The sequence below is a fragment of the Prevotella sp. HJM029 genome, from assembly GCF_000599605.1.
Lineage (GTDB): Bacteria > Bacteroidota > Bacteroidia > Bacteroidales > Bacteroidaceae > Prevotella.
The window spans coordinates 1-2772 of record NZ_AZHT01000079.1 but is presented as its reverse complement, the minus strand read 5'-3'; the positions used below and the strand labels follow the sequence as shown (position 1 = coordinate 2772).

The following is a 2772-nucleotide window of genomic DNA, read 5'->3' as shown; positions in this document are numbered from 1 at the left end:
TCATACGATAAAGGTACAAAGAATATTTAAGAATGACAAATTGTAGAAGGGGTTTTGCAGAGGTCTCAAATCTTAATTTCTTCCATATCTATCCCTTCATTATTTTTACACCTGCAAATATACCATAATTCTCATTCTATTACAAACAATAGCCCAAGAAATTGGTTTCATCCATTCATCCCAGCCTTATTCTCTTCTTCTAATGCGCTGCCGATATTTGTTATTCACCACAAACGGCACACGCTCCACAGTGACATTACTCGTGTCAAGCCCCAAAGCCTGTTCATCATCCACACCAATATGGCGGATAAACCCAAAGAGATGAAGCGTGATATTATCCAGTGCACTCACCACAGTCGAAGCATAATAAATGCGATGAATGACGATAAAACGGAAGTCACCCGCAACATTATGTTTGCGCAATGAAGGATAACCACTGCGAATATCAAAGCGACGCTGTGCGATTAAATCTTCAACAATCTGACGAAGGTAAAGGGTCATCAGCGGATTCACACGAAATCCCACTCGAATATCGATGGTGTAAAGCGTGTTGGCAATCAACTCATGACAAGTGTAATCCAATGTGTTGGGCGCATCGTCATTGGTGAAATGCACCAGAAAATAATGGTCTGCCCGCTTCGGTTGCTTATTAACAATCGAATAAATCAGTTTCTCCTCCACCATATTTTCATCATCAGATTGCCGAACATAAACCAAGTTGGTTGCAAATTTTGGTACCGTTTCATCCGCCTTCAAGTCACGAATGACATCATAATAATCCGAAAGTTTCTTAAATTTCAAATACTTTCTACGAATATTCCATGCGCGATACCAAATGCGCATAACAGCACCTGTGACAAGAGCCAATAGGATTGTAAACCAACCTCCATGCACGAATTTCGTCAAGTTGGCTAAAAAGAAGAAACCCTCTATGCCCAAATAAACAAACAAAAAGATGAGGACTGCCCAAAGGGGCGTGAACCGTTGCTGCAAATAAACGGCCAACATCACCGTTGTAGTGAGCATCGTGATGGTAATAGACAGCCCATAAGCGGCCTCCATGTGTGCCGATGTCTGAAACAGCAACACGGTGACAACACACAAGATATAAAGCAGATTGTTGATCTGTGGAATATAGATTTGTCCTTTATCAACAGAGGGATACTTAAATTTCAACGTGGGCCAGAAGTTCAAATGCACCGCTTCACTAAAGATGGTAAAGCAACCACTGATGAGCGCTTGGCTTGCAATGATGGCCGCTCCGGTAGCCATGACAATGCCGGGAATAAGCAACCAATCGGGCATCACGGCATAAAAAGGATTCATGCCCGTGTGTACACTGTCGAGATGAGCTATGATATAAGCCCCTTGCCCCATATAATTCAAGATGAGCATGGCCTTAACAAACAACCAACTGATGGTGATATTGCGACGGCCACAGTGCCCCAAATCAGAATAAAGCGCCTCAGCACCCGTCGTACAAAGGAACACTGCACCGAGAATTAAAAACCATTCTGGCGAAGACAACAACAGCTTTAGGGCATAATAAGGGTTGAAAGCCTTTACGATGAGTGGGAAATCCACAAGATGCACAGCACCCAACACCCCTAAAAGCAGAAACCAAACCAGCATGAAAGGACCAAAATAAGTACCGATAGACCCCGTACCAAAACGCTGAATAAAGAAAACTGTTGAGATAATGGCTATCACAATGGGAACGATGGGCATATCAGCCGAGAATGTATGCAGTCCTTCTATTGCCGAAGTGACCGTGATAGCGGGTGTAATCACACCATCGGCAATGAGCGTACTGGCACCTAACATCGCCACAACCGATAACCAACGATAACCACGTTTACGTATCAAGGTGTAAAGTGCCAGCACACCTCCTTCACCTTTATTATCGGCTCTAAGTGCTACGACAACATATTTCAATGTGGTTTGCAAGGTCAGTGTCCAAATAATACACGACACTGCACCCAAAATATAATCTGCATCAAAATGTGGATTTGCGCGCAAAATAGTGCGCATCACATAGAGTGGAGAGGTTCCGATATCACCAAAGACAATACCAATGGCAATTAACAGTCCCATGGCCGTGAGCTTCTTGTGTGTTGTTGTTCCTGAATTCATCTTTACATCTTTTACGCGTGCAAAATTAATAGAACCATTAAAAAGAAAATATCATCATGGGTTAAAAAAGGCTAACATTACACCCTACTTATCCGAAGCGATTCCGCCTGAGTCCTACTCACATTCCGAACCACCCTAATAACCACCATTCACAAAGCCTATCAACTCTATATTGCAATAGCTATATTGAGACCTCTGCAAAACCTACCATCCACTCAATTCTCACCCATACACTCTTAGAAGAATAAATATTTTTGATCAAAAGATGCCGTTGGAGGTTATTTTTGAGTAGATAATAATCTTTTATCGGTGTATTTGGTAGTGTAATTTCAACTGTGTCAAGGTTCTAACCCTTTATATTTCACCTCATATGGATGACACGATTTTTAATCGTGCCGGCCAGATGAGGAGCCTTTCTTCTGAGGCAAAGTTACATGATTTCAAAACGTTCTCCAAATTTTATTGCTAATTATTGTGATATCTGAGCCCAGTTGGCAAGTGGCATCGTCCACTTCTCACGTATGTTCCGGTATGCCAGATACACAAGCTTTTCGAGAGAAGTATCGGACGGGAAAACTCCTTTGTTCTTTGTTATCTTACGTACTTGCCTGTGGTAGCCTTCAACGGTGTTGGTGGTGT

General features: G+C 42.4%; 2 protein-coding genes. Both read right to left on the bottom strand.

Annotation, left to right across the window (positions count from 1 at the left end):
- Window positions 1–186: 186 nt before the first annotated feature.
- The gene (locus X919_RS0105010; protein ID WP_028899257.1) at window positions 187–2133 is read right to left on the bottom strand and encodes a KUP/HAK/KT family potassium transporter; all 1947 of its coding nucleotides are present in this window, start codon (window positions 2131–2133) and stop codon (window positions 187–189) included.
- A gap of 469 nt (window positions 2134–2602) precedes the next feature.
- Window positions 2603–2772, bottom strand: a 170-nt coding sequence (locus X919_RS15960) for a transposase (protein WP_172642712.1), incomplete at its 5' end; no start/stop codon positions are given.

Coding starts and splice junctions, on each gene's coding strand:
- X919_RS0105010 (WP_028899257.1), bottom strand. CDS start 2,133: ATGAATTCAGGAACAACAACACACAAGAAGCTCACGGCCATGGGACTG.